Raw genomic sequence first — 25,671 nt, 5'->3', positions numbered from 1 at the left:
GAAGAATGCGACGGCATCGAACGGGAGATTGCGGTCGAGTTTCGATTGCTGCATTCGGCAACCAGCCAGGCCGCATCGTGGGACGCTCTGGCGCAGAATTCGCGCGGTTGGAAATTGGCCGACCGAATCGCGATGCGTGAGTCGAGGCTAGCAGCCGCGAAGAGTCACTACTGCAAGGCCATGGCCTTACGCGCGCGCTTGATGGCGAGGCGCTCCGAGGCCGCTTCGCAACCACCAGCGACGGTGGTCTACCAGTGACCGGCACGGGGTCCAAGGCCCACGGCGCTGCCCATCTCCTCGCGCAGCGCCAAGCGGTCCTCGATGCGCGCGCCGCCGAGGTACTCGCGCGAGGGGCCCTCGAGAAGGTCGAGCACGAGGCGCCGGTTGGGCAGCCCCTTGACCGGATGGACGCCGAGGCGATGGTCGCCTTGGCGAGCTCGGTGGTGCACGAAACGCTGGAGCAGTATTTCGACGCGAGCGAGCGCGCGCTCGGGCGCGATCCGGACAGCGACCCGGTGACATCGTGAACGCGGTAGGCCGACGTGCGGCTTCTCGTTCGGTGCCGGGGCCGTACTCCGGCGTGCGTATCGTGCATTGCACGTTGCCGGTCATTTGCCGAGCGTGCAAACGTTCCCTCCGGCGACGCTCGCGCGTCTACGCCAAGGACTGGCAGGACGTTTATGCCTGCATGCGCTGTGGGTGGCACGGCGAACGTCAGGGCGTACACGCCAGGCGTCGCAGGCTTGGGAGCATTCCATCGTGCGTGATGAGAATCTTCGACTCGAGGTGATGCGCCTTCCCGATTACGGGTTGGTGTTTATCGAGCTGACGAGTAGTTCGATAGGTCCGCACGCGCAGGCAGTCCTTCCTTCGCTCGGGCGGGCCTTCATTGCTTCCTGGCATACCGCGCGACGCCATGGTGGCCTGGGAGGATTGCCGATGCTCACACCACCGGCTGGAGCTGGCTGGCTCCTTGAGCGCGCCAAAGGCAACACCCTTGCTGCCAAGGGCGAGGCAGGTGGGTTTGCCCGGGACGCGCTTGGTGCGGGAGAGAGTGCCTGGTGGCGTCAGGTTGGCGCACAACTCTCGCGCATCCCGAGCGAAGACGACGTGGTCTGCCCGAGCGCATACTGATCCCGCGAAGAACGTCACCTGCGCCTGTGCGCTCCACGCTGATCGAACGCTCGACGTGGTCCGTGAAGATACCCAGCGCCATGGGGCGTCGCGCTGAAGTGCGCGGCGAACCCAATGGAGGTGGTCCCCATGCAACGCGTGAAGCTCCTCATCGATTTCGACGTGTGGCTCTCGACCGACGACATCGAGGGCGTCACGAACGCGCTCGCGGACCGCGCGAACGACGCGATCGCAGCGGATCACCGCGTCCAGATCGTCCACGTCAAGGTGGTCACCAGTCAACCCGCAAATCTTTCGGAGAAAGGAAGAAGCACATGACGGAAGCATCAGCCACGAAGAGATATGGCCGTTCTGAGCGAACGCGCTCAATCCCGACGAGCCCCGCGAACGACGGCACCCATGCCGGCGCCGTTTCGAGCCCAGTGCCCGAGGAAGAGGGGCCGACGATGTCGCTTGCGCAGATCACGGGAGACTTCGCCGACGCCGCCAGCATCAACGAGCGACTCGACGCCGCGCGGCGCCAATTTCATCTCGTTTCCCCAGTCGAGACGAGCCCGAGCGTCATCCCGGATGGATGCAGCGTCGTCTTTTCGGCGGTGCATGTGCAGTTGGAATACGACGCTTTCCCGCACAAGGAAGCGGAGAATTCCTACGGGCTTAAACGTACAGCTTTGCAGCGTATTGGTAACGCCGCCGGCATCGACTGGGACCCTAGGTTCACGCGGCGCACCGACGATGCGAGCCAACCGCACTACTGCAGCTTCAGCGCATTTGGGAAGGTGAAGCTTTTTGATGGCAAAGAGATCCCCCTCTACGGCTCAAAAGAAGTCGACCTCCGTGACGGCTCCGAGCTGACTCGCCTGATCCTAGACTCGAACACGGAGGGCACCGGAGAGGAGCAGCTTCGAGATGCACGGATCCATAGCCATTCGGACTGCGAGACGAAAGCGATGCTCCGCGCGATCCGAACACTCGGCCTTCGCTCGGGATACTCCGAGACGGAGCTGCGGCTGCCGTTCATCGTCGCCCGGCTTCGCTGGACGGGCGTTACCAACGATCCCGAACTGCGCCGCATCTTCGCGCTTCGCCAGATGGAACTCATGCTGCGTGGCTCGCACGTACTCTATGGCGACGGCCCGCCGCCTCCCTTTGTATCGACGTCCCCGTTGCCGGTGCCGCCGCTTTCCCCTTCCCCGGGACTTCATCACCCCGCCAGGACGCGGGAGACGGCGTCCGTACCAGCAGCCCCGCCCTCGGCACCCGTTCCGAAAGGACGAACGGCGGCGCCCTCGAAGTTCGAGCCGATCATCAAGTTCGGCGACGCTCAGGGCACACCGTTCTCGGAAGCGAAAACAATCGATCTGACGTGGTACGCGCAAGCGCTGCGACGTCAGATCGAGAATCCGGCCAAAACGCGGTATCGCGCTCGGAACGAAGACGACCTCAGGGCGGCAAACGAAGAGCTTAGACAACGCGGCGCACCGATGGTCGGCGCGCAAGCGACGACGCCCAGCCGCGAAGACCACCACCCAGCTGCCGGAGGTTCCTATGCGAATCATCGCGTCCGCTGATCATCATTTCGCGGAGACCCAGCGCTGGGAGGAATGCCTTCGCATTCACGCATGGATGGCCGAGGAGGTGGCCCGTCAAGCGCCGAGCCTCTTCGTTTCGTGCGGCGACATCTATGAGCGGGCCTCCACGCCATGCGAACGCGCCGCGGTTGCCGATTGGCTCACGCGCGTGGCCGAGACGTGCCCCGTGCTCATCGCAAAGGGAAACCACGATCGCCGATTGGACCTCGCCATTCTCAGCCAGCTGCGGGCACGCAACCCCATCTTCGTGGAAGAGCGGTGCGGGATTTACGTGATCGCCGGCGCAGCGATTGCTGCGGTCGCCTGGCCGAATCGAGCGAGTATCGCTTCGATGGTCGACCGGCGATTGCCAAGTGGTACCACCGACAACGTCACGCGAGCCTGCTATCAGGACGTGCTACGGGGACTCGGCGAACACCTCGAGCAGCACTCCGGCCCACGTCTCCTCGTCACGCACGCCATGATTCGCGGATCGACGGCCGGCACGGGGCAGCCCCTCATCGGCTCCCAAATGGTCGTCGGCCCGGAGGATCTTGCCCTAGCTCGCGCGGACATCACGATCGCCGGGCACGTTCACATGCCACAGCATTTCGAGCATGCCGGGCGCGCGATCGTCTACACCGGGTCGCCCTACCGCCGTGATTTCGGGGAGGCCGAGGACAAGAGTTTGCTCCGGATCGACTTCGATGCCGCGAGCAACGTATGCGGCTGCGTCGAGGCCTATCCCCGCGGCTCGTGCCCAACATGCCCGAATCGCGGCGTCGTTCGGTGGGATCGGATTCCCAGTCCTGCTCGACCTATGGTGCTCCTCGTCGGCGAATGGGAGGCCGGCTTATGGAAGGGCGGCCTCCCTGGCTTGGACGCAGTACCTGCACGGGCCGATGTTCGTTTCCGATACGTCGTCTCCCTGGAGGAGCAAGCCGCCGCGTGGCACGGTGCTGTGGCCGTCTGCGAGCGCTTGCTCGAGGCAGGGGCGGCCACCATCAAGGTGGAGCGCCAGGTCGAACCGAGGCTGACACCTCGAGTGACCGAGCCGCTCGTTGGTCTGACCATGAACGATAAGTTGCGCCTCCTCTGGGAGACTCAGAAGAGGCCCGTCAGCGAGCCGCGAGCCGCGCGCCTATTGGCGCGTTACGCGGAGCTCGACCAAGAGCACCGGGACTCGATCCCGGAGATGCCCATCGTACGCGGCGGTGGCATGGCTCGGGCGCTCGCCGCGCCCCTCGCAGAGCGCACGAACACCGAGACGCAGGAAGGGACTGGAAACCATGTTGTTTGAATCGATTACCATGAAGGGTTTTCCGCCCTATCGCGAGGAGATAACCGTCAATCTATCGGAGCTCCCCGGGAGGCTGATCGCGGTCACAGGTCGCAATGGGCAGGGTAAGTCGATCTTCCTCGAGCTTCTTGTCGGTGGTGCATTGTATCGCCGCACGCCCACCCGAGGACGCATCAACGACCTCGCCATCGATTCGCACGCGTACCTGGAGGTGGGACTAAAGACCGACCGCCGCTGGACCATCCGCCAGAACGTCGATCGGGGCACTGGAACGTCCGTGGTTCTCGATGAGCGAGGCCGGACGGTCCTACAGACGTCAAATGTGACGGAATTTGACGAATGGGCGCGCCGTACGGTGCCACCTCGTGATGTGGTCTTCGCGTCCGCGTTCGCCGCCCAGGGGGCGGATGGGTTCCTCGGCATGGAGCACGCAAAGAGACGCGCCGTTCTCCTCCGCATCTTGGGGATCCAGCATCTCGAGGCACTGGCCAAGCTTGCACGCGAACGCGCCGCGAAGGCCGAGTCTGCCCTCAAAATCGTGGTGGCGCGGCTCCGCGATGAAGAAGGGCGAGCGGGTGATCCTGCCACATGGGAACAGCGCATCGCCCACGAACGGAACGTATTGGCCGACGCGCTGCCTCGGATCACCGAGGCCCGCGCCGCGGTTGAGGACGCGCGCAACGCATGGCAGGAATACCGGGTCGCATCCTCGCGCCAGGATGAGCTCCGGCACCGGCACCAATTCCTGCAAGACCAAGTCGCCGGACTCACGCAGCGCGTGGAGAGTAATCGGGCGGTGCTCGCCGAAGCCGACACCATCCGACGGGCCGCCCATCAAGCTCGCAGCTTGGACGCGAATCTGGCGGAGCTCGTAAGCGCACACGACGCAGCAACGCAGGCGGTCACCGCGGATCGCGTGGTCCTCCAAAGCCACGAACGGCAAATTGTGTCGCTGCACGCTCAGATGGGGCGTGCCGCAGCGAGACGCGACCGCGCGCTCAGGCGGGCGCCCGACCGAGACGCTGTTGCCGGGGCAGCCGTCAGTCTTCCGGCCGTCCAGCAAGCACTGCAGGCGGCGACTCTGCGGCGCGATGAGCTTTTGGCCGCGATGGAGCGCGTGCGCGAGGAGCGTTTCGGGGTCGCCGAGCGTCGTATCGATGGCATGGAGGCGAGCCTGCTCGCCGTAGCATCGGGGATTCCCGAGCCGCAAGCCGAGGCTCGGGGGGCTCTCGACCGCGATCGGGAGCTTGTCGAACGGGCACGTTCGAGCCCTGAACGGGAAGCCCAGCTGACGGCGCAGGCGCAAGCGGCAAAGGCGGAGGCCTTGGCCCTCGCTGCGAGCGAAGCCGAACTCGCCATCCTCGTTCGGCGCGGTCCGGAAGTCGCGGCGGCCGAAGGTGACGCGGCAGAAGCGCAGAGCGAGATCAAGGCACTTCAGGATCAGCTCGACGCAGAGCGCGTGGCCGTCGCCCTCGCCGAAAAAAGCCTGCGCCTCGACGAGGAACGTCGCCGCAGCACCTCGGAAGCCCTGTCGACGCTTAGGCGAGAGCGCGCGGCCCTCGAGGGCACACTCGCCAAGGTAGGACCGCTGACCAACGCCGAAACTCGCTTGGCCGAACTCGAGCCACAGCTTGAAGACCGAGGCAAGGAGCTCGTACGTGTCGAGGCAAGCCTCGCCGAAATGGTAGTTGCCGCGCCAACCTCGAACCTCGCGTCCCTGTCAGCGGCGCTTGACACCCTTGAGAGCCGGGTGCGCGGCGCCGAGCGCGAATTGGCCGTCGCCGAGGCCGGCCTTGCGCACTCGACCGAGGCCCGCGAGCGGACCGCGGCGCTCCGTGCGGAACGTGCCCGTGTCGAGGCCGACGTGAGCGATTGGACGCGGCTCGGCGAAGACCTCGGCCGTCACGGTCTTCAATCTCTCGAGATCGATGCGGTGGGACCCGAGCTCACCGCGATCTGCAACCACCTCCTCCACACTTGCGTGGGACCCCAGTGGACGACCATCTTCGACGCGGCAGGTGACTGCGTGCTTCGAGTACTCGACACCGAATCAGGACGAGAGGCGACGCCCGAGTCGTTGTGCGGCGGAGAAAAGGTCATCGTGGGTGAGGCCATCTCCCTGTCTCTCGTGGTCCTCGACTGCCGGCGTCGCGGCTGGCAGGAATGCACGATCGTGCGCGACGAGAGCGGTGCCGCGCTCGATCCCGAAAACGCGCGTCGCTACATCCAGATGCTCCGCCGCGCTGCCGACCTCGCGGGCGCGCGGCAGGTGTTGTTCGTCTCCCACAATCCGGAAATCCAAGAACTGGCGGACGTTCGTCTCGACGTCGCGAATGGTCGCGTTTCGGTGTCAGAGCAACAAAACGCAGCTTGACCTACACTTGGACCTCTAGCGATTCTCGTTCGAGCGTTTCCAATGTATGTCAAAAAAATTGGCGAAAGCCGGTTGCCGGCGAGTGAGTCGCAGGTACATCAACGGTCACGACGGGTGGTGGTTCAGCCTGGAGCGACGATGTCGGGAGTCTACTCATTCGAGCTCGAATTTGATGCCTTGGTCACCTTGCCTGCAACGCTCGAACGCCATGGCCCCCGTGGTGGCGGGATCGTTCGGATCTCGGAGCTACGGGATGAGGCGCCTCCTGACGAGCTAGGAGTGCACTACGTTGCCACTGGCGAGCCCGCCGAGGATCCTGAGGTTCCTACTCTTGCGTATGCGCTCCAAAAAACGGGGCTCGTGGGCTATGGCCACTTGGTGACGCAGGTCGGGGCCGCGCCCGTGTGGCTCGCGCCGAAGACCTCGAGCCTGTGGCTCGCAGCGCACCAGAGCTATTCCCACCCGTGGTCAAACCTTCCGTTTTCCAGCGTCCACAATCAGGTTCAGATCGAACTGGATGCCAAGGTTACGCGGCATCTCGAACGGCTCCTCGATGGCGATCCTCGGCATCGGGAGTTCATGCGACTCCTCGCTCGGGGAATGGAACGCCGCGCTCGACTCCGTAGCCCGAAGTTCGCTTCGGGGCCGAAGTGGTAGTTCCATCCTAACGACGAGCCTCGTTCGCCTGAATTCGAGTCGTCTCTTCATCCCGTGCTTTCGCTTTTGCGGCGCGCGAGAGGTGGAAGCGTGGGAAGCTCGTCCGGGCCAGCCGCATCGATCGGTTGCGTATCGTCCGGGGAACTCTTGGTCAACGGACGCATTTCCCCTTCTCCGCGGCCAGCAGCAATAGGCCACTCGCGGCTGGCCATCCCGGAGCTGTCGAGCGGACCTCGGTCCGCGGGCGCTGCCTGCTCGATCGTCGCCTCGTTCCGCCCTGGAGCGCGTAGCCGATAGTATTGACGCGCCGATTCAAGGACGCGGGCGAAGGCGAAGGCGTCACGCGGCCGGAGCGTCGGGTCCCGTGAGAGCGCGGTGAAAACCTCCTCATCGAGGAAGTCCGGAACATCAGGCATGAAATGGGATAGGCGATCGGGAGTACGCTTCACGATAGCCGCGTTAACTTGTCCTTGGGTGCGACACCCCTCCGTGACTGGATGACGACCCGTGAGCATCTCGAAGAGGACGATTGCCACCGACCAGAGATCGGTCGCAGGCGTAATGCGACCACCCTCGATCTGCTCCGGTGACGCGTTGGTTCGCGTCCCGACGAACGTTGCCGTTGTCATTGGGTCAAGGTCCGTGATGATCTTGATATCAAACCAATCAATCACCTTTGTCACGCGGCCGTGGTCGACCTGGTGGTGGAGGAACGTGTTCTCGCACTTGCAGTCACGGTGAACGACGTTCCGTTCGTGTGCGTAGCCCAACGCCCGCAAGATCTCGATTGCGATCCGGAGCGCGTCTCGCGGTGGAAGTTGTCCCTTCTTGCGTGTGAGATACGCTCGAAGGGTCTCCCCTTCCAGTTTTTCCATGATGCAATACGGAACCGGTGGCCAGTTACCGATGGTTCCGAGGTCGACGATGGTGACAATGCCCGGATGGCCATCGAGGTGGGCGAGCGCCCGCGCGCCGCGCATAAAGCGCTCGCGGATCTCGCGATCGTCAGCCACCGAGCGACTCAGGACCTTCGCGACGAAAGGCTTCCCCAGCCTGCGGTGGTGCACTTCATAGACGCCGCCTGCCGGACCGGACGAAAGGATCCTCGTGATTGTATAGGGGGTCTCCCCTGTAACGAACGGATCGTTTGGCGCGTATTCGGCGTGCACGGGGTCGCAGTCAAGCCCCTTGCAATGCATGAGCCGAGACCCGCACACCTGCTGTGCAAGAAAAGGCGGCCGTCGGACGCCCAGAAACGGGGCTCGGACTACGACGCTAAGCGGGAAGGCCAGCAGAAACGCCGCACCTTCCCGTGGCAGCGCACGGGGCGATATTGAATGCGCCCGTCTCTACTCCATCTCCTGGCTCGGCATCCGCGCTTGGAACGAGGACTCTCGTTCTTCGGTGACGAAACCAAAGCCGAATATGTCGCTCGTGACCAGAGGTCGCCCACCAAGTGACACCGGTTGTCTCTATTGCGCGATGCGGGGATGGGAACGTGGGGGCTCGATCGCCCGAACCCCCCCTTGCTGCAATCACATGTTCGATAACCGAGAGTGTGTCCTTTCAGAGGCACCAACACTACACATGCAATCAACCATGTCGCCGGATTTGCAAAGCCTCCTCGCACTCGTCCGAGCGTCGCGAGGGTTTCAGATTCGCGAGGTCGCTGAGGCAAAGCTCGGTCGGCTCGCTCAATGGTTCTCCTCGGAGGCGATCGACGCTGCGGTGGTGGGGGTCAGCGGTGGTATCGACTCCGCGCTCGTTCTCGCACTTCTTCGTGCACTCGAGGAGCGCGGCATCCTACGGCGCGTCGTCGCCCTTCTTTTGCCCATCCACGCCCTGGGCGCGACCCGACAAGAGGAAGCGACCGCGCGAGGTCGCCGCGTCGCGGAGGCGCTCGGGGCCGAGGCATGGGAAGCGCCCCTCACGCGCGCCCACGCCGCGACCCTCGATGCGCTGGCCGCGGCCTCCGGGCTTTCGTTCGATGCGTGGTCGGACGGGCAGGCGCTCAGCGTTGCGCGAACACCGGCCCTCTACGGAGCGGCGGCACTTCTTCAGACCCACGGATATCGTTCGATCGTGTGCGGCACCACCAACCGTGATGAGGGCGCCTACCTCGGGTTCTTCGGCAAAGCCTCCGACGGCATGGTCGATCTCCAACCCATTTCGGATTTGCACAAATCGGAGGTCCGCGCGCTCGCAGCCCACTTCCACGTTCCCAAGGACGTGGTCGCCGCGGTGCCCACCGGCGACGTGCACGACGGCCGCTCCGACGAAGAGATGCTTGGCGTCTCCTACGACGCGGTCGAGCTTTACCTCCGCCTGCTCGAACTCGGGCGCGACGCGACCGTCGCCGACCCACACGGCGCGATCGCGCGACAGCACGCCCTAAACGCCCACAAGTACCGCGTCGGAAACCCCGCAGTCCATCTGGACGTCATGCCACGTGGCGTGCCAGGCGGCTGGTCGGACGAGCCTCTCGCCCCTCGCACCGAGAGGCGTCCCGCACAAAGCACGATCCCCGGAGCATGGGATCCACCGCCGATCGATTTGGAGCCCTCGCCCCTGGCGAGGCTATCGTTTGGAGAGCCGCTGGCCGGCGTGGAGGGGTTCGCGCTGCGCGTGCCCGAAGTGCTTACGCCTGCCGATTGCACGGCCCTGTGCGACGCCATGGCTCAATCCGGTATCGCTGAGCCCGTCGACGTCACCGGGATCCCCTCCGCACGCCACGCCGAAGGCGTCGGCTCGACGCGTGCGACCGCATGGTCACCGGAGCTTGCGCGTGCCTTATGGGCGAGGCTCGCGCCGGCCGTACCGAGCGTGCGCTTCCTCGGTGCGACAACGCCGACCGACGGCTTCGCTACAACCAAGCGAGCAAGCCACCGCACGTGGCGGGTCGTCGGGCTCTCTCCCCTGCTCCGATTCATGCGCTACGAGCGCGGCGGGCGGCACTTTGGCCACTACGACGCCGCGTTCGACTACGGCGATGGCCGGCGAACGCTGCTCTCGGTCGTCTTCTACCTGCGAGGAGCGGCGGGCAGCGGCGCGACGCGCTTTCTGCGCGATGGTCAGGAGGGACTCCCTACCGACGAACGGAACTTCGACGATTGGACTCGCGAGGCTCGCGACGACGAGATCGTTGTGGCCGTGGCGCCTCTTCTCGGGGACGCGCTGGTCTTCGACCATCGCCTCTGCCACGACGTTCAACAATGGGAAGGGCCGGACGCGCGCATCGTCATCCGCGCCGACGTGGTCTACGAAGCCGTCCCCGATGGTCGGAGCACGTGATGCCAGACGCCATGCACTGGAAGATTCAGCGTGATCCCTACCTTGCGGCTCTCTGGGCGCGGCACGGCGAAGCCGCGGTCTGGGCGGCGGGCTTCTTCTTTGATGATGACGACGAGGACGCGCCGCTCGACGACGTTGATTGGCTCTGTACCCCACGCCCCAAACGAGAAGTCTGCGGCCCGAGCCCCGCGGTGCTCCTCTCCACGGGCGGGTTCTGTCCGATCCACAAGGGCCATCTCGCAATGATGGAACGCGCCAAGCTGGCCGCGGAACGGGCGGGCTGGAACGTCATTGGAGGCTATTTCTCGCCCGGCCACGATGCGTACTTGCAGAAGAAGTGCGGGGCCGCGGCAATGCCCGCGCACGAGCGCCTTCGCCTTTGTGCCGAGGCGGTGCGCACCAGCGACTGGCTCTCGGTCGACCCGTGGGAATCCATGCATCGCCGCGTGTCGGTGAACTTCACCGACGTGGCCGCCCGCCTTCGCGCCTATCTGCGTACCCACGTCGACCCGCGCATCGAGGTCCTTTACGTGTGTGGCGGCGACAACGCGCGATTCGCTCAGGCGTTTACGGAACGCGGCGGGTGCATCGTCGTCGCGCGCCCCGGCGCCAGCGCAGAATATGCACATTGGCGTGCGCGCCTCGGCAAGCATCCTCGCGTCCTCTGGACGGATGGGACTCACGCCAGGTCGTCACGCGACCTTCGCGCCGCTGTTTGGAGCGCGCCGCCGAAGCGGGACCTTGTCCTACGTTGCGAGGACGAGCACGCGGTGCGCTCCCTCGGGTTCGACCGTGCACGATTCGCCGCATTCCAACGGCAGCTCGTTAGTCTCCTGGCCCCCTACGTGAACGTACGCACGGAGCGGATGGTACCTGCGTCCGTTCCGGTTTCCACGCTGCCCACCATCAGCCTCGACGCAATGGTGCCATCGACCTACCAGCTCGCGATAAGTCGGCTCTTTTCCCTTGGAGGCTACGAGCTACTTGGCCATGTCCGCCGTCCTGGAGCTCCGCCCCTGACGGAGCAGATCGCATGCATTGCCCCCGGCCGCTATGCCCTACGCGACGACGACAGCGTCACGGGAAGCACCCTCAAAGCCGCAAGAGCCTTGCTGCCGTCCCACGTCATCGTCGACGACACGCACCTCGCGATACGGCAGCGGGCCAACGAAGACGTCGTCGATGCGCGGGACTTCCTCCTTGGGGCGGATCACGGGGGGCTGGTCATCGCGCTACCGGGAGGCGGCATCGGGCGAGCACCTTACGCGCTGCCGTATGTCGACCCGGCTGTGCGCGCCAGCATCCCTGCGTCCCACAAACTCTCGACGGAGATATGGGAGCTGAACGCGTGCACGTTTGCGCGAACGGGACTCCGCGTGCGCGATTTACCCGCACCAACGCGTGCGAGTTTTGCGCAATTTGGCGACAGCCTTCCTCTAGAGCGCGTGTGCACCTGGCACTCACGGAACCTGCAGCGCTTCGCTGGTTCGTTGCCACCTCACGAATGACGCCCATGGGCGAATGACTGCCGCTCACGCTGGAGTTCGCCGGCCCGATCGCTCGCCAGGGGAGCTCACACCTTGGAGCTCGGAGAGGGCTCCTCCGATGTGGAGGAGACACGAATCATCGGACACCCTGCGCGGTCGCGCCATGGGCGAAATCGGCGACCGCGAGGTTTCTGCCGGGGCAGGCCGTGTGAGCCCCGCGGACCTCGGAGTGGCCGAGGACGTGCTCCCTAGGAATGGCGAACTCCCGTTGCAGTCGGGCGAGGAGACCGGACAGGGCCTGCTTTTGTTTCGGGCTCGGCGGAGTCGTATCGAGGTTGCCAATTAGGCAAACGCCGATCGCGATTTCGTCCAGCACCGCGCCGGTCTGGGGGTCGCGGAGCGCGGACGCGACATGGGCCCCCGGCTGCTGCTTTGCCCAGCGCGGCCCTTCCTCGATGGCACCGTCCGCGAGGCCGTGACCATTGCCAATGACGAAGTGATACGCCATTCCGCGCGGCATGCCCCGAATGCCGCGATGGTAGGCCTCGAAGGCTCGAACACTGCCTCCCTGCGTTCCGCTGTGATGCACGACGATATATCGCCACTTTCGCGGCGCGACCCGCTGCTTGGCGCTGGCGAGCGTCGGCAGCAAGGCCAAGGACACGAGGCAGAGGGCGAACGATCGGCGGCGCACTTTAGCGACGGTACCGATCGCCGCGCCCGAAGGCTAGAAACCGACGCCTCGATGGGGAGCTGGGTAGAGGGTCGAGCAAAGATGCCGCCGCTCACGAGCCGGCGCACGGGACGATTGATGCGTCAGCGTCTAAAGCGTGAATGCGGCGCGGTGCCCCTCTCTCTCGTATCGCCAAAGCTTCTCGCGAAATGCTGAGCTGCCGCGGCGACCTTTCGCGACGCCGCGAGGAACTCGTCACGCTCTTTCCCTTTTCGCGGAACGTTGCCTAACGTGGAGCTTGAGGCGAACGCATGGGACTACTTCATTCGATCTTCGGTGGCGGGACGGAGCTCCTGCTCAATGTTGACAACCAGGTTGCATCCCTCGGATCCATCATTGGGGGGCGTATTGTGCTCAGTGGCGGAGCGAAGCCGAGGCAGCTGACTGAGCTCATCGTAAAGCTGTGCAGTGTCGAGATGTACACAGTCGAGGGTGAGAGCGAGCCCAGGGTTGACATCGAGGTGCTCGAGTCTCAACGCGTGGCCGCCGGCATCCAGCTCGCTGCGGGCGCCAAAGTCCCTTTCACATTTCGTCTCAGGGTGCCGGACGATCTCGAGCCGAGCGCACGCCTTGAAAGAACGAGCTACCAGGTCATGGCCACGGCTGACATCCCCGGCGTCGTGGACCCCGAGGCCAACGTGCAAGTCACCATCGTGGAGGCGAGCGAGCACGAAGCGCGGCCGCTGACCCTGCAGGAGATCGTCCAGCTTTTTCCTGACCTGCACAGCCCCGACGAAGAGCGCCTTTGTGAAGCCCTTCGTGGCTTCTACAACGCTTGCTTCAACGACGGGCCACAGCTGATGGAGGGCGAACAGCTCATTGGCTACCACATGATGAACGGCACTCCGCGAGTGCGCCATCTGGCGCTCCAGGCATGGGCCCACCTGGTCGACAACCGCGTGCAGCCGCAGCATCTTCACGTGCTCTACTCGTTGGCCAACTCTCCTGGCCTCGATGAAGACATGTTCACCGAGGTCATCGTCGCCGCCGCGAAGTTCGCCGAGGAAGGCGCCCTTCCCCTGGTGCAGCAGCTTGCGGTCCACCCGGATCCGGAGGTCCGCGAGCGCGTCGCCTGGAACCTGTATTCACGGGCCGCGGAGAAGTTTCCGGGCAAACGCGAACTCCTTCTCCAGCTATCACAAGACGCCAGTCCGGCCGTGCGGGCGGAGGCGGTTCGCGGCTTGTCGCAGTTCGTGGACGAACAGGGGCTCGCACAATGGCTCGTACAGCGCGCCGAGTCGGACCCGGAACCCGAGGTCCAAGCCGCCGGCATCAAGGCCCTGCACCTCGGAAGTCACCACGGCCTGCTGGACTTTTCACTCGCCGTTTACGAGAAGCACCTGCAGAATCCGCACCCGTTGGTCCGGAAGGAAATTGCCTACGGCGTTAGCTACATTCCGGCAGATGCCGTACAGCGCACGGCTGCCATCGTCCAGCGTCTCGCACAGGATCCTGAGGAATCGGTGCGCGATGCGCTCGCCGAAGAATTTGCCGACATGAGCGACACGCCGCAGCTGCTGCCGGTCGTCCAATACATGGCCCAACATGATCCGTCACCCAAAGTGCGGCGTAGAGCTCTCGGATCCATGGGAGCCCTCATGCAGCCGAAAGAGGCGGCCGCCTACTATGGGCAGTGTCTCGCGCAGGCGCGCGGAGAGGACGATCTTTGGCCCATCATCTACGGACTGTGCGAGCACGCCAGGTGGCCTGAGGTGCAGCCGATTCTTTCGCACATCGGTCAGCTCCCCTACCCCGATATTGCAAACGCCGCGCGGGAGGCGATGACAATGCCGGCCTGGAGATTCCGACAACAATTTCGCCCCTGGTGATCGGAGTGTTGCAACTTTTTCCGGGTAATCACGGGGTCACGGCGGCATGATCTTTCGTTATGATCGGCGTCGCCTGTTGCACTCGTCAGATCTTGCCGGGGAGCCCAAGCTCGCTGGCCCCATCCACCGTCGTCGCCCCGCAAGGAGCCGGTGACCACGGTGTTGGAACGCCTGCTCCTTAGAGCTCGCTGCCAGCGTTGTGCTTCAGGCCGAATTTCATCGGCGGCACGTCAACGCCATCGGCTTTCGGCTCCGGCCGACGCGGGCGCGTTGCGCGCGATTTACTACTCGATCGTCCCGCGACTATCCGCCGTTCGAGTTAGCCAATCCGATAGCCACGTGGGAGGCTTGGGGCTCAGGGGCTCGAACATTCGACGGTGGGGAGGACCCTCCCACGTCTCGGCCAGATTCAGAGCGCGCTGCTGCCACGCCTTTTCCTCGTCAACCGCGACCTCGGGAGGTGGCGAATGTTCGAACTCGTTGGCCATATCTTCTGCTGCCTGCGCTACGCCTTGCCCGACCCAGATCGCGCCTTCGATGGCCTGAATCGAAGATTCTTCATCCGTTGTGAGGGAGCGCAGTAGGAAGAGGACCGCCGATACCGCTTGCTGCAAAATGCTAATTTCCTTTTCGGAATAGTAATCGTTCAGATCTTCGAGCGTTGCTTGACACTCCTTCACCTCCTCGGCCGCGACTTCTTCTCCGCACGCATAAGCCCAACCGAGCTCGATGCCGCGAGCGACGTCCTTGTAGAAATCGCCCACCCAATACTCTTCGTAGACAGGATAGACCCGCGCGCCTTCCTCTGCGGCGAGGGCGATGCGATTTAGCCGTTCGATCTTCTTTAACTGTAGTGGCAACGATTGTAGGGTGAACATAGTGTTGGCCGCTGGAGGATTTGCGTCCGTCCCCAAGACTCTGCCCGGAATACCGCACTGGGACTATGAGGGTCGGCGCCTACTAGGCGCCATCGCCGTGGCTCGGCGCCTGAGCACCGACGTCGGTCGCGCACGGGCTGCTTCCGGTAGCACCTTAGGTGAGGTGGGCGATTCGCGCGCTCCAGTCCTTCAACCACTTCGGCGGCCTGCTTCCGATCGAATCGAACATTCTTCGGTTGGGAACGCCCCGCCATCCAACGATGAGTACCAGCGCGGCATCCTGCCAAGCCTTCTCCTCTGCCAGTGCGGCTTCGGTTCTCGCGTTTGGTGTTTGGCGATTGGCCATACCCTCGGCAAACTCCGCCGCATCGAGTGCCATTACGAGGGCTCGCGCAACGGCGAGCACTGCCTCCCCTTCGTCCGAGTTCGTCGCCTCCGCCGCGCGCTGGATGACGACGGCGGCTTCAGTGGCAACTGTTACCTGTTCTCCCTCAAGAAACTCGACAGTCTCCTCGACCTCTTGGACGCATGCCGCAAACTCGCCCTTGTCGACCGCCTCTCCGCAAGCGTGAGCCCATACGAGCTCAAGCGTTCGAGGGATCTCGTCAGCGGGAGGCTCGCGCCAGTACTCCTCAAATACCGGCAGGACACGGTCCCCTACCGCCGCTGCTAAGGCAACCCGGACGGGATGACGCGCTCTCTTCAGTCTCTCCACCATCGAATCGATGATATCCACTTTTGCCATCTCCTCGCTGTTCAGCCGAACTTACAGCTTATTCACTGGTTCCGGAATCTTATCCAGTTTCCCCGCGTTTCCGAGTGCTTCCGTACAGGATCCCGTCCCCTTACAACAGGGTAATGTTGGCTGCTGAGTTAGAACCGTCTCGTTGTTCTCGTCCGCCCCGTTCTCCATCCTCTGCTCGGCGTGATGCCTTGTTTCGCCTTTCGGGTCGTTCGGCAGTTTCTTGGAATAGTCTCCCTCACGATTCCCATTTTTGTCGTACTCTCCGAGTTTCTGTTTGGACTCCGGATTCGTCAGTCGACTCTTGGGTCCACCCTTCCGATGATTTGGATTTGGCCCGCGCCCCTCCTCTACGAGCCTGGGAGGGGCTTCCCGCACCCGCTCGCCGGGATGCATCGCGTCCTTCACGCTATTGGGGACCTGCTGATGGTTCGAGCTCGAGGTGACGATAACGCGACGATTTCCATGCGCATCTTCCGTAACACCGACCGAGAAGCAGATTCGTTTTTCTTGCAGCGGGTCGTCCGACTGTTCTCCCTTCTTCGGATGAGCTTTATCATAGGCATCTCGCAGAGCCTTCGAGCGCTCCTTAACATAGTCCCGGAGCTCGCCGTCGGACATCTTCTTCAGGCGCTCGCTTAGCGCCTTCTCGTGTTCGTCAAGAGGACGCGGCAAGTGCTCGCTTTGCTTATCGGGGCCGCCCTCTGTTTGATCCTGCGGCTTGGATGTCTCTGGGCAGGCGTTTGATAGCCCACGCACGTCGACGTGCCGCACGGGATTCGCCGAACCGTAACCGTAAAGGTTAAATCCGCCGCGAAGTCCCTGCGGATCTGTTTCCAGAAAATGTCCAAGCTCCGGGCTATAGTAGCGAAACCGGACGTAATGAAGTCCGGTCGGTATATCGAAATAGTGACCCGGCCATCGGAGCGGCTGATGAAAATTCTGACCAATCTCCACATGCGCCGCGCCATACGCCTCGTACCGGGCCCGCCAGACCACATTGCCAGCGTCGTCGTGAACTATCTCGGGAGCGCCGAGGTGATTCCCAAATACGAAGTATCGCCTGCCGCTCCGAGGATCGGCGTCAATATGCTCGTAGTCGATGAAGGCAACCGGCGCCATTGCCAAATCATCGGCATACACGTACACACGCACGCGGCCTGTCGACTCCACCTCCGCGGCAAGGCGGTCAACGTCCCAGTAGAACGTCGTAATTGTCCCATTGAAGTCCGTCTCAATTCGACGCCCTAGTACGTCGTACCGGGCAGACCACCTAAAGGCCGGGCCCTCGATGGAAACGAGTTGGTCGCGCGCGTTGTGCGTAAGGCGAAAGGTCCCCGCAGAGGTATGGCGAACGGATAAGTTGTCGCGATGGTCGTACTCGAACCGGCTCCCATTCGCATCGGAGAGGCGTTGGCGGCCGACCGTGGCCCCCTTTAGGCCGGGCGCTTCGATCAGCGTATCGCTGAGCGAGTACCGGAACGTACGGGTCTCGCCACTCGGCAGCGTCTCTCCAATGAGCCTATGCGCCGCATCATACGAATAACGATGAGTGCCGCGGGCGCTATCATGAATGGCACGCACATCACCCTCGCCTGAGCGCTCAAAGAGTCTCGTCCAAGTGTGTGGCGCACTTGTATAGACAAACTTCGCAAGGCAGTCCCCACCAGGATGAAATTGGGTGACCTCGGTCACTCCATTCGACATGCGGCGACGCACCACACCTCCTTGACAGGTTTGAATCGAGTGGGTCGCCCCAGTAGGGTCCGTGATGTCAATCCTATTGCGATGTTTTCTTTCGTATCGGGTAATGAACCGATCGAGAACGCGAATCTCGGTGAGCTCTCCCCCATCGAATCCGCGGAGCACGCCGCGAGAGTTCCGCTCGTCCCGCACACGTTGACCCCAAATGCTATACTCGAATGCATACGTATCACTCGTCCCAGCCTGCGTTGCCGAAGCGGAGGCAATCTGTCGTCCTGCGGTGTAGACAAGTTCGTGTCGGCCACCATCACCGAAAGCGATGGTAACGCGTCGTCCGTCGTCCTCCCGCTCGAACCGCAACAGGATCCGCCCGTGGCGATCTCTCTTTTCCGCGAGCTCATCAGCGGCGTCGTAGCTGTACGTCTCGTGCACAACGCCGTCGCGAAACACTCCTGACAAGCGATTTCGCAAATCGTAGCGGTATTCTGTCGTGAAGCCACTCGGGTCGATGACACGGAGGGGCATCAATCGTCGGGAGTGCGTTACATCGACGATTGCTCCCAATGGGTTGATGATCTGTTTGATACGATTCCATGACTCGTAGGTCCATCGCCACGAGGAACCATCGAAATCTGTGAATCGCGTTCGGTTCGCCGATGCATCGTACGACCAAGATCGGCGCTCGCCATTGCTTCTCTCGACGCGGAGGCGAAGGCCTTGCGGATCGTGGACCGTCGTTTCTTGCCACCTTTCGGCAAAGTCCACCGAGAATTTGCCGGTCGCGGGGGGAGTGAGGGCGTCGATAATGAACGCCGGCAAGAGATCAAGCTCGAGATGTCGCCGGATGGGAAGTCCGTGGTTGCCAGACAGGAGCGAACCGTATTCCCATTCTCTAGCGGTCGCCGCGACGTAGTGCGCGGGGGGCCCTGGCCAGCTGTCGAGCGGCCAGATGTGTCCGGCGGAATCGGCGCGACCAATCGCTTTCCCTGTTGCATCCCGGACTATTTCGAAGCGTCGGCCGGACGCGTCGGTCTCCGCTGCAAGTTTGCCAGCGTCATCGAGTTCACGGCGATATTCGCCGCCGTATGGATCCACCATTCGGGCCAGATAGCCATCGTGGTGCTCGTATAGCCACTGACCACCGTCGGCGAGAAAGACGACCGTGGCGCCATCCAGGTACTGGAGCCGGACCTCTTCAACCTGGTCCTCCGCGCCGGAGTAGATGCACCGTCCTCGATTGTCGTACGCGTAATGGAATGCGTAGCCGCGACGGTCGACGAGTTTCGACATTCGCCCCGTGGCGTCGTACTCGAAGGCAAACGACCCACGATATCGGTCGGCTCCCCCAACGAGGTGCCCATTGGGGTCGTACTTGTACCAGAGGAGTACTTCTTCGCTGGGCCCCGATGGCTGTGAAGTGTGCAACAGAACGAACGCAGCCATCTGTGCGCGCGTCACACCCGGGCGAAATGGGTCCGGCACCTGGACCCAATCAACTCGGATCGTTCGTCCGAGAGAGTCCGAGAACGACGAAATCAGTGCCGTCGTCCCGTCGTAGTAGATGTGCGTCTTGCCGGCCGAATTCGCCATCGCTACCAGGCGCGCGGGGCAGTCCGCGCGCCACATTTCGAACTCGAGAATGCGTTCGTCCGGAAGGTGTACGTTGTAGGCGTTCAGCCGGACACGTTCGAGTTGATAGCCAGCGTGCGTCGTTCGGGCTCCGTCCTCCTGTGGGAAACGAAACGAGATGCGCGTACCGTCGGGGCCGACGTACCCGACGGTGTTGTCGTAGGTGAATTGGAGCTCGTGGTCGAAGTCGTGTCGATGTCCCCAGCCGAGGCCCCGGTTCTCCTCGCAATTGTTGCTGTTGTAGTGCCGGACGAACTCGAACGGGAACGGCACCTCGAGCCGAAAATCGTAAGTGGCGTCGATGAGAGCACCGGTAATGACGTCGACCGGATCGCCGACGTAGCGAAGCGCGTCCTCGCGAAAGCGACAGGTCATCGTCATCCAGCCCTGCAGCGGCATCCACCCGGCATGTCGGCTCCCCCGCCCTCCTCGCCTGTCTTCTTTTTGAACTTGCCCTTAATCTTTCGAATCAATTTCTGCATAGGGTCGGGGATGTTGGGCATGGGGAATCCGCCGATAAGCACGTTCGGAGCACCCGTGAGTAGGACGCCGCGCGTCGGCGGCACTGCCATGTCGCTGCCCATCGATGCGCTGATCGCCATGGCTGCGGTATCGACGGCCATTGCAGCAGCGTCAATGGCAGCCGCGATCGCGTCGGCCTTCTGCATCTCGGGATCGGGTTCTTCCTTGGCGTCCGCGATATCGGCGGCGATGCCGAGGACCCCCACGGCGGTACCGACGCTGAGCATACCCTTCAACGCCGCGCGTACCGGGCCGCCCTCCGATGGGAAACACGCCTGCGCGAAATCCAGCATGCGCGCCGCGCGCATACCTCCGATGAAGACTTGCGAGGAGCCGGTCTTTATTTCGAACATGGGTAGGAGCCCCACGCACGTCAGAGCAAGGCCAATGTCCCCTGCCCGGGCCGCCGGGATGTAGTTGATGAGCACCTTGATCGTGCATCCCAAGAGGACGACCCCAAAGCTGGGGAGAGGCACCGGCGCCGGCGTCGCCGGCGGTGTAAAGCTCGGTGGGTGCGTATGGCCGTGAGGAGGCGCGACGTACATCGAGCCCATAGTGGCTGCGGGGAGATGAGGGAAAAGAGCCGCCACTTGGGCCGTGGCCATCGCCACGCCCGTGTTGATCATTTCGATGGGGAGGCTCAGAAGCCCCATGGCTGCCCCCGCCACATCCTGCGCCTTGCGCAGTGCATTCGGGGGTCGCGGCGGCGTCTGCTCGCCGCCTCCGGAGCCGGCACCACCCCCTCCCCCTGCGCCACTACCAGCCCCTCCTCCGCCACCGCCAGCACCACCACCACCCGCGCCGGCAGCTCCGCCTGCCGCCGGCGACGGACTGGCCAACTTGAACGGTGCGATCGCGCTTTCCACGTTTTGGGTGAGCGCGGGCATCGCCGATTCGGTGAAGGACTGCCAGCTCATGATGCCCTCCGCGCCTTCGCGAGATGGGCATCAAGTTGGTGCAACTCAGCGCTCACGGCTTCGTACCGTTCGGCGGCGCGCAGGGCGCCGCATGCGTCGCGTTGACGCACGAGGAGACGGTGCAAGTGTTCGTAGGCTTCGAACGTTCGCGCGACAGCGCTTCCTTGTTCCCACGCCTGGAGCGCCTCGACGTGCTGGCCAAGCTCGAAGTAGCAGACGCCAATGTTCTCGGCGCATTGTACCTCGACCTGCGTGTTGGCCATCGCGTGCGCGATGTCCTTTGCTGCCTGGTAGTATCCGCCCGCCTCGGTCCACCGCCTCTGCGAGAGGTAAAGGTTCCCCAGGTTCAGGGTGATGTTTAGGAGAACCGGAATAGCATCCACCTTCCCGGGATCGTTGGCCTGCTCGAGGCGCTGAAACGCAGGCGTGAGTGCGGATTCGAAGTACGCGAGCGCTTCATTCGGTCGCTCGGCGCGCGCGTGCACCTCGCCGACGCCGTTGAGTGCCAGCGCGTGCAGCGCAAGTCGCCCCGTCCCGCCGTAGTAGCGGGCGGCGAGCTGGTACTTGTCGATCGCTTGCGGAAAGCGCTTATGTGCATAGTCGAGCCCTGCCAAGGTCAAGAGGGCCGGCATGCGCTCTTCGAGAGCCACGTTGGGGTCGGCAGCGTGGTCCTCCACGGCTCGTTCGAAATCTTCGGGTCCGAGGCGTGGCGTGTAGAGTAGCGTACCGCGTAGCTGGGTCTGTGCATCCCCGAGCGCGGGCCGAACTGCATCATCCCGAATGAGCACCCGAATGTGATGACACCACGGATTCGGAAACTCGTGCGCCATCAGCTCGAAGACGAACGCGCGGTACCCAGCCGAGTCGGCGATGTGCCCGGGAAACATCCCCCACACGACCCGAACGGCATCGAGATCGGGAGAAAGGGCCCTCACGTAAAGCATCAAGCTCCGCACACGAGCCACGGGCGAAAGCGAGCGCTCGAAGGCTTCCCGTGGAAGCGAAGGCCAAAGGGGCTCCTTCGCCTTTTCGAGCAGTTTGGATGCTCGTTCGCGCTTCTCATAAACGCGCCAGGCGATCCGATCCGCATAGTCGGCGCTGCTGGTGAAGCCATCGACGAAGAGCCAAAGCATGTCGCCCACCTCGTCGTCGAGTGTGTCGACTGTCTTGACCACAAGGCCGTTTGACGCATCGAGGAGCTCGATGACCAAAAGCACCTTGTCCTTCTCCTGGGTGATGAACGACCGCAGTCGCTCCGTCAGCTCGTCGAGCAATTTGCGCATCAGCTCAGCCTATTTTTACCAACGCGCCGCCGACGGTCGTGATGGCCTTGCTGGTCACGTCGGTGTTGGGGCCATTCAACGCCGCCTTTTGCGGTGTGGTGCTCAAGGAACTGCCCCCCGAGGAAACGCAAACCTCTTTCTTCCCGGTGATCGTGATGGTCCCATCGCTCTTCAGCGAAATGGACGATTGGCCGCATTGAAGAACGATTTCAGCCATGGCATCCACCGTGACGGTGTTCTCCTTCACGCTGACGGTGCCAGATGGGCACTTGATCACGATGGTCTCGTTCTCCATCGAGTAGGTCGCGCCCTTCTGCTCGAGGTAGACTTTCTGGTCACCGACGGCGTTGGCTTCGAACCTCGCGTGGTGCTGTACAAAGTCGGCTTCGGTCTTGTCCACGTATTTGACGTTGTGCGTGAGACTCCCGTTGGAGACGTTGACCGTGTGACTCCCCTGCGGAAGGTTCAACACGTCGTCGCCTTCGAGCACGTTGTGCACGCGCCCCTTGTGGACCGTTACCCCTTCCGTCTTGGTTACCGTTTCCGTGCGAACGCCCCCCACGTTGGTCGTCTCGTTCGCGGCGATGGTCTTCGTGCGGTTGGCGCCTACCGTAATCGATTGATTCGCGCCGACCGTCGAGGATTGGTTCGCTCCGACGGTCTCGGAGTGATTCTGGAGCACCTTCGTCGTGCGATTCCGCTGCGCGTGTGTGAAGAGGTCTTCCTTTCCCGCGGTATTGTCGAATGTGATTTCGTTGAACCCCTTGTTCCCCGGAATGCTTTTCGTCTTCCAGGTGCTCTTGGCCACCTCGGACGGCAATGGGTGCGGTTGGGGCTGGACGGCGTTGTAGACGGCGCCGAAGATCAGGGGCCGATCAATGTCATCGTCGATGAAGCCGACGATGACCTCGGAGCCGACCTTGTGCGCTTGCCAGAAGCCCTCGTCCTCGTGGGCAACCGGCGTCATCATGCGAACCCAGCACGAGCTTTTCTCATCGAACTTGCCGTCGCGGTCCCAGAAGAACTGCACCTTCACCCGGCCGCGGTCATCGACGAACGGATCGCCATCCTTTGGCCCCACAACCCGCGCACTCTGAACGCGGCTCGGCGGTTTGGCGATTCTCCGGGGATGGATGACGACGTCCGCGGGAACCGCCACGAACGAGGTGAGCTCCATGCTTCCCCGAAATCCGCCTGCCTCGCGGCTTGCGCCCTGCACAGCACCGGCCATTTCGACGCGCGTCAACAACAGAGGGCGGTTGAACCTCTCGTCTCGGTGGCCTGAAAGGGTGAAGGTTCGGCCAGCCGAGAAGCGCAGCGAGTAGCCGGTTCCTGTGAGGGTGATGGCGTCCGAGCGAGCCTCATCGAGGCGTTGCGTTGCGAGCGCCTTGCCGACGCCGTCCTTAGCGATGTACCGACCCGGATAGTCGCGCCACTCGCGTTTGTGGGAATTGCCGGTGGTCTCCTTGCCGGGCGTTTCCGCTCGCGCGACCAACACCTTGCCCGGTTCGAGAAAGTTGTAATCCCGATGCTCAAACGCACCCACACGAATCCCGCTACCCCGTTGAATGCTTCGCACGTGTTCGTCCGTGATGGCGCCTTGGTCATCGTGGAACGCGATGGATAGGTCGGGCTCGATCTCCTCGTATCCTTTCGGTTCGTTGGAGAATACGAGTGTCGTCTTGCCGTCGGCGTGTTTGAAAAAGTAGTGCATGCCCTCTTCGCTCGCGATGCGGGTGATGAAGGCGAGGTCGCTCTCATCGAGCTGCGTGCAGTACTCGCGCTTTTGCGGTGTCGGGTGCACCGACCAAAAACAGTCGATCTGCTCGGGTGCACAGAGCTGATTGACGATTTCATGAATGGCGAGGTCTTGAAAAATCCGGAATCCCCCGCTATATCGGAGATTCGCGAGGCAGGATTCGAGGACGAAGACCACCCGGGCCTGTGTCTTGCCGATGAAGGTCCCATCGGGCGCAACGTTCGTGATGATACCGCGCACTTCGCGTACGAGTTTGCCGTCACGCTCGATCGTGAAACTGGCGTCGCGCCCGAGAGCTTCTTCGAGCGTCGCCGTGGACTCGGGGTCGGTGGCCACGGCGATCGTGTACTTGAACGGCGTGCTGAGCTCCTCGACGGAACGAAAGGAGGCCACACGCAAGAGAGAGGCGTCCACGTCTGTGACACTGAGGGTGTACGTGATGTCTTCGTGAATTGCGCCGAAGATGCTCGCGAGGTCGCCAGGGCTGGCCATAGGGCGGGAGCATCACCGGGGTTGAGCCGGAGTGCAAAAAAGCAGGACACGATCTTGGCCCCGGTGGGGGGAATCGATAGCTTCACGCGCGTGCGGTGGGGTTTGAACCAGTGGCTGATCGCCGACACGTTTTGTCAGGAGTGGCGTTTCCACATCGTCGCGGTGGGCGAGCGCGCCAGCGTCAAACGGATTTCGCGCTGGGACTTGCCGCGGGAACCCCTGTTTCACCTCTTGCCACAGGCCTTTGACGAGTGGGGTGCACGCGACGATGAGGCAGCACGCGATCTGCTCTCCATATATGACGCGTTGACCGGTTCCTGCTGGGCCGACGAGCTGCCGATCCCCACGAGCGATCGGCGCCGTCGTCTGCGCGGGTTCCTGCCTGAGCTCAGCCGTGTCCTCTATGCAGCCCTCGAACAAGGCGTTCTCCAGTTTGAGCGGTATCAGGTTCCGTGGCCGTTTCCCGAGAAGGACGAAAGGCCCGAGGCGCGGCCGCAGCAGCAGGCTCCGCGCGAGGAGACCACGTTCGTGGTGGTCCAATTGGTCGACCCAAAGGGCGAGCCTGTCGCCGGAGTGCGCGTTGACCTGACGGGCCCCGACGGGCAAGTTCATTCGGGCACCACCAACAAGGCCGGCGAGGTGCGGGTGGAAGGTGTGGAGCCGGGAACGTTCGACCTGACCCTTCCCGAGCTCGAAGGCGGCGCCTGGTCGGCCGGGTAGGAAACGCGATGCAATACACCGTTGTCCAGGGGGACTGCCTCTCTACGATCGCCCGTCGATTCGGGTTTAGCGACTGGCGAAAAATATACGACGCCCCGCAGAATGCCGACTTTCGCCAAAAGCGGCCGAACCCGAATGTGATCCAGCCCGGGGATGTCCTGTTCGTGCCGGAGAAGACGCCGAAGACGGTGAAGGTCGCGACCGGCAAGACGCATCGTTTCGTCGTGCGGCTCCCCGTGGTCCGACTTCGCCTCCGTTTGCACGGTACCGACGGAAAGCCCCTCGCCGGGATCGCCTACACGCTTCGCGCGGGGAGTGTCGAGCGAAAGGGAAAGACCAAGCCAGACGGGCTCGTGGATGAAGAGATTCCGGCGGACGCCACGGCGGCCGAACTAGCCTTCGACGACTACGGTGTGACGAAGGCGATCGAACTCGGGGCGCTCGATCCGATCGAAAGCCCGACCGGCGTCCAAGCGAGGCTCCTCAATCTCGGCTACGACTGCGGCGCGGTCGATGGTGTGCTCGGGCCGAAGACCCGTGCCGCGCTCCGTGCGTTTCAGACCGACAACCCGCCGCTCGAGGTGAGCGGCGCGTGCGATGAAAAGACGCGAGGGGTGCTTCGCGATCAATACGGATGCTGATGGGAGCG

Annotated in this window: 20 protein-coding genes; 12 read left to right on the top strand and 8 right to left on the bottom strand. The window is 63.2% G+C overall.

Annotated features, from left to right (window positions below; all coding sequences use genetic code 11):
• Positions 1-254: 254 nt before the first annotated feature.
• The 7 genes from LZC95_20455 to LZC95_20425 all read left to right on the top strand — a co-directional run bounded on the left by LZC95_20455 (position 255) and on the right by LZC95_20425 (position 7,036).
• The gene (locus LZC95_20455; GenBank protein ID WXA99182.1) at positions 255-527 is read left to right on the top strand and encodes a hypothetical protein; all 273 of its coding nucleotides are present in this window, start codon (positions 255-257) and stop codon (positions 525-527) included.
• A gap of 232 nt (positions 528-759) precedes the next feature.
• Positions 760-1,134 (top strand): hypothetical protein, encoded by a 375-nt coding sequence (locus LZC95_20450; protein ID WXA99181.1) that lies wholly within the window; start codon positions 760-762, stop codon positions 1,132-1,134.
• A 129-nt stretch (positions 1,135-1,263) separates the two neighbouring features.
• Positions 1,264-1,452: a hypothetical protein gene (locus tag LZC95_20445; GenBank protein WXA99180.1), complete on the top strand. Its 189-nt coding sequence runs from the start codon at positions 1,264-1,266 to the stop codon at positions 1,450-1,452.
• 128 nt (positions 1,453-1,580) lie between these two features.
• Complete coding sequence (locus tag LZC95_20440; GenBank protein ID WXA99179.1) at positions 1,581-2,705, top strand: hypothetical protein; 1,125 nt, start codon at positions 1,581-1,583, stop codon at positions 2,703-2,705.
• Positions 2,683-4,005 (top strand): metallophosphoesterase family protein, encoded by a 1,323-nt coding sequence (locus LZC95_20435; protein WXA99178.1) that lies wholly within the window; start codon positions 2,683-2,685, stop codon positions 4,003-4,005. The genes LZC95_20440 and LZC95_20435 overlap by 23 nt, the downstream gene beginning before the upstream one ends.
• Positions 4,006-4,627: 622 nt before the next feature.
• Positions 4,628-6,379, top strand: a complete 1,752-nt coding sequence (locus tag LZC95_20430; GenBank protein WXA99177.1) for a hypothetical protein — start codon at positions 4,628-4,630, stop codon at positions 6,377-6,379.
• A 138-nt stretch (positions 6,380-6,517) separates the two neighbouring features.
• Complete coding sequence (locus LZC95_20425) at positions 6,518-7,036, top strand: hypothetical protein (protein ID WXA99176.1); 519 nt, start codon at positions 6,518-6,520, stop codon at positions 7,034-7,036.
• A 47-nt stretch (positions 7,037-7,083) separates the two neighbouring features.
• Here LZC95_20425 and LZC95_20420 read toward each other — a convergent pair whose 3' ends face one another.
• Entirely contained in the window at positions 7,084-8,205 is a 1,122-nt protein-coding gene (locus tag LZC95_20420; GenBank protein WXA99175.1) for a serine/threonine protein kinase, read from the bottom strand.
• A gap of 430 nt (positions 8,206-8,635) precedes the next feature.
• Between LZC95_20420 and nadE the strand changes: the two genes are divergently transcribed.
• Positions 8,636-10,327, top strand: coding sequence for an NAD(+) synthase (gene nadE / locus LZC95_20415; protein WXA99174.1), 1,692 nt, complete (start codon positions 8,636-8,638; stop codon positions 10,325-10,327).
• The gene (locus LZC95_20410) at positions 10,327-11,835 is read left to right on the top strand and encodes a hypothetical protein (GenBank protein ID WXA99173.1); all 1,509 of its coding nucleotides are present in this window, start codon (positions 10,327-10,329) and stop codon (positions 11,833-11,835) included. The genes nadE and LZC95_20410 overlap by 1 nt, the downstream gene beginning before the upstream one ends.
• A 115-nt stretch (positions 11,836-11,950) precedes the next feature.
• Here the strand turns inward: LZC95_20410 and LZC95_20405 are convergent, their stop codons facing one another.
• Positions 11,951-12,508 carry a peptidoglycan recognition protein family protein gene (locus tag LZC95_20405; protein WXA99172.1) on the bottom strand — a complete coding sequence of 186 codons (558 nt, stop codon included), beginning with the start codon at positions 12,506-12,508 and terminating at the stop codon, positions 11,951-11,953.
• A gap of 290 nt (positions 12,509-12,798) precedes the next feature.
• Here LZC95_20405 and LZC95_20400 point away from each other — a divergent pair, with 290 nt between their 5' ends.
• The gene (locus LZC95_20400) at positions 12,799-14,376 is read left to right on the top strand and encodes a HEAT repeat domain-containing protein (protein WXA99171.1); all 1,578 of its coding nucleotides are present in this window, start codon (positions 12,799-12,801) and stop codon (positions 14,374-14,376) included.
• Between the two features lie 284 nt (positions 14,377-14,660).
• Here LZC95_20400 and LZC95_20395 read toward each other — a convergent pair whose 3' ends face one another.
• The 6 genes from LZC95_20395 to vgrG all read right to left on the bottom strand — a co-directional run bounded on the left by LZC95_20395 (position 14,661) and on the right by vgrG (position 24,302).
• Positions 14,661-15,290 (bottom strand): hypothetical protein, encoded by a 630-nt coding sequence (locus LZC95_20395; GenBank protein ID WXA99170.1) that lies wholly within the window; start codon positions 15,288-15,290, stop codon positions 14,661-14,663.
• A gap of 118 nt (positions 15,291-15,408) precedes the next feature.
• Positions 15,409-15,990, bottom strand: coding sequence for a hypothetical protein (locus tag LZC95_20390; GenBank protein WXA99169.1), 582 nt, complete (start codon positions 15,988-15,990; stop codon positions 15,409-15,411).
• 30 nt (positions 15,991-16,020) lie between these two features.
• On the bottom strand, positions 16,021-19,728 hold the full coding sequence (locus LZC95_20385) for a DUF6531 domain-containing protein (protein WXA99168.1): 3,708 nt from the start codon (positions 19,726-19,728) through the stop codon (positions 16,021-16,023).
• On the bottom strand, positions 19,707-20,768 hold the full coding sequence (locus LZC95_20380; GenBank protein ID WXA99167.1) for a PAAR domain-containing protein: 1,062 nt from the start codon (positions 20,766-20,768) through the stop codon (positions 19,707-19,709). The genes LZC95_20385 and LZC95_20380 overlap by 22 nt, the downstream gene beginning before the upstream one ends.
• Positions 20,765-22,051: a tetratricopeptide repeat protein gene (locus LZC95_20375; GenBank protein ID WXA99166.1), complete on the bottom strand. Its 1,287-nt coding sequence runs from the start codon at positions 22,049-22,051 to the stop codon at positions 20,765-20,767. The genes LZC95_20380 and LZC95_20375 overlap by 4 nt, the downstream gene beginning before the upstream one ends.
• 4 nt (positions 22,052-22,055) lie before the next feature.
• The gene (vgrG, locus tag LZC95_20370) at positions 22,056-24,302 is read right to left on the bottom strand and encodes a type VI secretion system tip protein VgrG (protein ID WXA99165.1); all 2,247 of its coding nucleotides are present in this window, start codon (positions 24,300-24,302) and stop codon (positions 22,056-22,058) included.
• A 102-nt stretch (positions 24,303-24,404) separates the two neighbouring features.
• Between vgrG and LZC95_20365 the strand changes: the two genes are divergently transcribed.
• Entirely contained in the window at positions 24,405-25,022 is a 618-nt protein-coding gene (locus LZC95_20365) for a carboxypeptidase-like regulatory domain-containing protein (GenBank protein WXA99164.1), read from the top strand.
• An 8-nt stretch (positions 25,023-25,030) separates the two neighbouring features.
• A complete protein-coding gene (locus tag LZC95_20360) occupies positions 25,031-25,663 on the top strand; it encodes a peptidoglycan-binding protein (protein ID WXA99163.1) in 633 nt (210 codons plus the stop codon).
• The last annotated feature ends 8 nt before the right edge of the window (positions 25,664-25,671 follow it).

It is taken from the genome of Sorangiineae bacterium MSr12523 (assembly GCA_037157775.1).
Taxonomy (GTDB): domain Bacteria; phylum Myxococcota_A; class Polyangia; order Polyangiales; family Polyangiaceae; genus Pendulispora; species Pendulispora brunnea.
The sequence above is the reverse complement of the archived record's forward strand: the minus strand, read 5'-3'. Positions and strand labels throughout refer to the sequence as shown.

Excerpts from the sequence above, each read along its gene's own strand:
- LZC95_20445 (WXA99180.1), top strand. The coding sequence starts at position 1,264 with ATGCAACGCGTGAAGCTCCTCATCGATTTCGACGTGTGGCTCTCGACC.
- LZC95_20440 (WXA99179.1), top strand. The coding sequence starts at position 1,581 with ATGTCGCTTGCGCAGATCACGGGAGACTTCGCCGACGCCGCCAGCATC.
- LZC95_20435 (WXA99178.1), top strand. The coding sequence starts at position 2,683 with ATGCGAATCATCGCGTCCGCTGATCATCATTTCGCGGAGACCCAGCGC.
- LZC95_20425 (WXA99176.1), top strand. The coding sequence starts at position 6,518 with ATGTCGGGAGTCTACTCATTCGAGCTCGAATTTGATGCCTTGGTCACC.
- nadE (WXA99174.1), top strand. The coding sequence starts at position 8,636 with ATGTCGCCGGATTTGCAAAGCCTCCTCGCACTCGTCCGAGCGTCGCGA.
- LZC95_20410 (WXA99173.1), top strand. The coding sequence starts at position 10,327 with ATGCCAGACGCCATGCACTGGAAGATTCAGCGTGATCCCTACCTTGCG.
- LZC95_20400 (WXA99171.1), top strand. The coding sequence starts at position 12,799 with ATGGGACTACTTCATTCGATCTTCGGTGGCGGGACGGAGCTCCTGCTC.
- LZC95_20385 (WXA99168.1), bottom strand. The coding sequence starts at position 19,728 with ATGCCGCTGCAGGGCTGGATGACGATGACCTGTCGCTTTCGCGAGGAC.
- LZC95_20380 (WXA99167.1), bottom strand. The coding sequence starts at position 20,768 with ATGAGCTGGCAGTCCTTCACCGAATCGGCGATGCCCGCGCTCACCCAA.
- LZC95_20375 (WXA99166.1), bottom strand. The coding sequence starts at position 22,051 with ATGCGCAAATTGCTCGACGAGCTGACGGAGCGACTGCGGTCGTTCATC.
- vgrG (WXA99165.1), bottom strand. The coding sequence starts at position 24,302 with ATGGCCAGCCCTGGCGACCTCGCGAGCATCTTCGGCGCAATTCACGAA.
- LZC95_20360 (WXA99163.1), top strand. The coding sequence starts at position 25,031 with ATGCAATACACCGTTGTCCAGGGGGACTGCCTCTCTACGATCGCCCGT.